Source organism: Sphingomonas sp., from assembly GCF_019242355.1.
In the GTDB taxonomy this organism is placed as follows: domain Bacteria; phylum Pseudomonadota; class Alphaproteobacteria; order Sphingomonadales; family Sphingomonadaceae; genus Sphingomicrobium.
In genome coordinates, this window is sequence record NZ_JAFAVR010000058.1 from 1 (window position 1) to 3,701 (window position 3,701).

General features: G+C 67.3%; 4 protein-coding genes and 1 pseudogene. 4 read left to right on the top strand and 1 reads right to left on the bottom strand.

Annotated features, from left to right (window positions below; genetic code table 11):
• From JOZ79_RS02460 to ychF, 4 genes and pseudogenes are all read left to right on the top strand, one after another.
• Positions 1–89, top strand: a pseudogene (locus JOZ79_RS02460) (aminoacyl-tRNA hydrolase); the annotation flags it as partial.
• A 58-nt stretch (positions 90–147) separates the two neighbouring features.
• Positions 148–1,599: a hypothetical protein gene (locus JOZ79_RS02465; protein ID WP_294070090.1), complete on the top strand. Its 1,452-nt coding sequence runs from the start codon at positions 148–150 to the stop codon at positions 1,597–1,599.
• Between the two features lie 22 nt (positions 1,600–1,621).
• The gene (locus JOZ79_RS02470) at positions 1,622–2,191 is read left to right on the top strand and encodes a TIGR02466 family protein (RefSeq protein WP_294070092.1); all 570 of its coding nucleotides are present in this window, start codon (positions 1,622–1,624) and stop codon (positions 2,189–2,191) included.
• A gap of 33 nt (positions 2,192–2,224) precedes the next feature.
• Positions 2,225–3,325, top strand: a complete 1,101-nt coding sequence (ychF, locus tag JOZ79_RS02475) for a redox-regulated ATPase YchF (protein ID WP_294070096.1) — start codon at positions 2,225–2,227, stop codon at positions 3,323–3,325.
• Here the strand turns inward: ychF and JOZ79_RS02480 are convergent.
• A partial coding sequence (locus tag JOZ79_RS02480; RefSeq protein WP_294070099.1) for a phosphatase PAP2 family protein occupies positions 3,315–3,701 on the bottom strand: 387 nt, incomplete at its 5' end. The two genes, ychF and JOZ79_RS02480, sit on opposite strands and share 11 nt — an antisense overlap.

The window sequence follows — 3,701 nt, forward strand, 5'->3', positions numbered from 1 at the left end:
CCGCAATCGCCGCGGAAGCCGAGTGGCTCGCCGACGGCGAGGACGCCCGCTTCATGAGCGAGGTCGCGATGAGGCTGCAGGACAACTGAGCAGCCGTACCGGCGTGGTTTACGCCGCGTTGACGGTTGACACCCTATGATCGGGGCGATGAGCGTTTCCGCACTCCCCACGCCTTCACAAGGCACGGCAGGGCTGCTGCCGAAGATGTCCTTGCCGGCGCTCGCAGCCGCGGCTCTCGCGCTTCTCGCGATCGTCATCCAGTCGCTGTGGATGCCCGTCGACGCCGATGTCTCCTGGCTGATCACAGTTTGCGAGCGCGTCCTCGGCGGCGACCGGCTCTATGAGAATATCATCGAGGTCAACCCGCCCGCATCCGTCTGGCTCTACATGCCGTTGGTGTGGACCGCGGCGCGGCTTGGCCTGAGGCCTGAGGCGGTGATCGTCGGTGCATTCGTCGTCGGAGCGCTGGCGTCGACGACGGCGACGGTGCGTCTCGCCGCGAGCCTCGGCGATGACGAGACGCCTGGCTGGCTCGCGCCCGCCCTCGCCTTCGCCACCCTGGTGCTGCCGATGGGCCTGTTTGCCGAGCGCGAGCACGCAGCGCTGCTCCTCGCCCTTCCGATCCTCGCGGCTCTTGCCACGATTGCCGAGGGCAAGGCCACGCCCCGCGGCTCGACTGTCTTGTCGGGAATCGGCGCCGGTCTTGTCATCGTTCTCAAGCCGCCGTTCGCCCTGGCGATACTTGCGCCGGCAGTCTGGGCCGCAGTGAAGCAGCGATCCGTGCGTCCGCTGCTCCCGGCGTTCGCCGCTGCCTGCATGGTGTGCGCCATGTACGCCCTCGCGGTCGCGGCGCTTGCGCCCGCGTATTTCGACCTGCTGCCGGTGCTTGAGCAGACCTATCTGCGCATGCACGAAGTCTGGTGGAAGCTCATAATCGGCGTGCTGCTGTTTCCCGCCATCAGCGCCGGCCTGGTCGCAGTACTTCGGCCGCCGCGCATTCCACCGCTCGCCGTCGCCTGGAGCCTCGGTGCGCTGGGCTTCACGGCGGCGGCGCTGGTGCAGGCCAAGAACTATCCCAACCACTGGCTGCCGGGAGCGGCGCTCGCCGCTCTTGCCGTTGCGGCGGCGCTGTCGGTCAGCGAGACCGAAAAGGACCGTCGCCGCCTGGTCGGCGCGGGGCTCATCCTTCTTGTCGCGATGGAGCTGCACGCCACCGCGATCCGCCCCGACCCGGCCCTCGCTTCCGCGATCGAGCAGGCGGTGCCTCCCGCGCCGACAATCATGGCGCTGAGCACCGAGCTCGACACCGGTCACCCGGTGACCCGAAACGTCGGCGGTCAATGGGTCGGATCGCGCGCCTCCCTGTTCACGGCCGCCGGAGCGCGCTTCGTCGGGCTGAAGCATCCGCAGGCCGCAGCGCTCTATCGCGACGACGTCCACGCCTTCGCACTCGACGTGGCACGGCATCGGCCCGAACTCATCCTCGTCAACCTGGCCGAAAAACCGCAGCTGATGGCCGAGCCCGAAATCCGTTCGGCGATGGCGGCTTATCACCCCAGCCGCCGGGCGGACGGCGTGGAGCTGTGGTTGCGCCGCTAGCCCCGTGCGCTAGAGCCGCGGCATGAGCCGCTCCCTCTTCGTCACGCGTCTCTACGAGGCGGAAGTCGGCACTGGGGACCTGCTCGATCAACTGGCGATCTCGATCCGCTCACTTGCCCAGGAAGATGAGGCCGGGCGCCGTTGGTCGAAGGAGCATCGCTATCCGGGCTACACCAGCTATGCCTCGCTGAACGACCTGCCGAGGCGCGACCCGGCCTTCGCCGATGTCGCGAAGCTCCTTAAGCGCCATGCCCGGACCTTCGCGACCGAGCTCGGCTGGGATTCGAAGCCCAGGCTCGACAGCCTGTGGGTCAACCTGCTGCGCGGCTCGGGCCATCACAGCGCTCACATCCATCCGCACAGCATCATCTCCGGCACGCTCTACATCGACGTTCCGCCTGGCTCGGGCGCCATTCGATTCGAGGATCCTCGCCTGCCACTGATGATGGCAGCCCCTGCCCGCCCGGACACGTTCGTCACTTTGGAACCAAGGGACGGCCTGCTCCTGTTGTGGGAAAGTTGGCTACGGCACGAGGTGCTGCCCGGCACCGGCAAGTCCGAACGGTTGAGCATCTCGTTCAACTTGGCCTAAAGGGCTCCAACTCCCCTCATCTTCAGGATAATCATGGGCTTCCGCTGCGGCATTGTCGGCCTGCCGAACGTCGGCAAATCGACGCTTTTCAACGCTTTGACCGAAACCGCCGCGGCGCAGGCGGCGAACTATCCATTTTGCACGATCGAGCCCAACGTCGGTCGGGTCGCAGTGCCCGACGAGCGCCTCGACAAGATCGCCGCGATCGCGAAGTCGGCGCAGGAGATCGAGACGCAGATCGAGTTCGTCGACATCGCCGGGCTGGTCCGCGGCGCGTCGCAGGGCGAAGGGCTCGGCAACCAGTTCCTCGCGAATATCCGCGAGGTCGATGCCATCGTCCATGTGTTGCGTTGCTTCGAGGGTGGCGACGTCACCCATGTCGAGGGCCGGGTCGATCCGGTCGCCGACGCCGAGACGGTCGAGACGGAACTGATGCTCGCCGATCTCGACAGCCTGGAACGGCGCGTGCCCAACCTCGTCAAGAAGGCACAGCAGGGCGACAAGGATGCGAAGATCGAGGCGAGCGTGCTTGGCCAGGCGCTCGAGCTCCTGCGAGCGTCGAAGCCGGCCAGGCTGACTCAGCCGAAGGACGTCGAGGAAGCGAAGGCGCTGAGCCGCGCCCAGCTGCTCACCGGCAAGCCCGTGCTCTACGTGTGCAACGTCGACGAGGGCGACGCGGCGGAAGGCAACGCCTTGTCGCAGCGCGTCTTCGACAAGGCCGCCGTCGAGGGCGCCCGCGCGGTGGTCGTCTCGGCCGCCATCGAGGCGGAGATCGCGACTCTGCCAGGCGAGGAGCGCGAAGCCTTCCTGTCGGACCTCGGGCTGCATGAGACCGGGCTCACGCGCGTGATCAAGGCGGGTTACGAGTTGCTCGGCCTCATCACCTTCTTCACGGCCGGCCCCAAGGAAAGCCGCGCCTGGACGGTCAGCAAGGGCGCCAGGGCGCCCGAGGCAGCGGGAGCCATCCACAGCGATTTCGAGCGCGGTTTCATCCGCGCCGAGACGATCGCCTATGAGGATTTCGTGCGGTGCGGAGGCGAGGCCGGTGCTCGCGATGCGGGCAAGCTGCGGTCCGAAGGCAAGGACTATGCCGTCCAGGACGGCGACGTGATGCTGTTCCGCTTCAACGTTTGAAGCGAAGCGCGAGCAGCCGCTCCACGGGTTTGAGAGCCAGCAAAACCCAGAGAGCGCCGAAAGCCCAGCCGCCGATCACGTCGCTCGGCCAGTGCACGCCGAGCATGACCCGGCTGAGGCCGATGACGAGCGAACCGGCGAGGGCGGCGGCGACAGAGGCCACGCGCCAGCGGCCCTCCGGCGCGAGCGCCAGGGCGAGCGCGAGGAACACGACCATCGAATTGCCGGCATGACCGCTGACGAAGGAAAAGGTCTTTACCGGCACCAGATGCGGCTCCAGTCCCGGGCGAACACGCTCGACCCCGTATTTCTGGACTTCGACAAGCGATCGGCCGGCGAGGAGCACGAAGGTCAACGACAGCGCCAGCGCGCGCTG

Excerpts from the sequence above, each read along its gene's own strand:
- JOZ79_RS02465 (WP_294070090.1), top strand. The coding sequence starts at position 148 with ATGAGCGTTTCCGCACTCCCCACGCCTTCACAAGGCACGGCAGGGCTG.
- JOZ79_RS02470 (WP_294070092.1), top strand. The coding sequence starts at position 1,622 with ATGAGCCGCTCCCTCTTCGTCACGCGTCTCTACGAGGCGGAAGTCGGC.
- ychF (WP_294070096.1), top strand. The coding sequence starts at position 2,225 with ATGGGCTTCCGCTGCGGCATTGTCGGCCTGCCGAACGTCGGCAAATCG.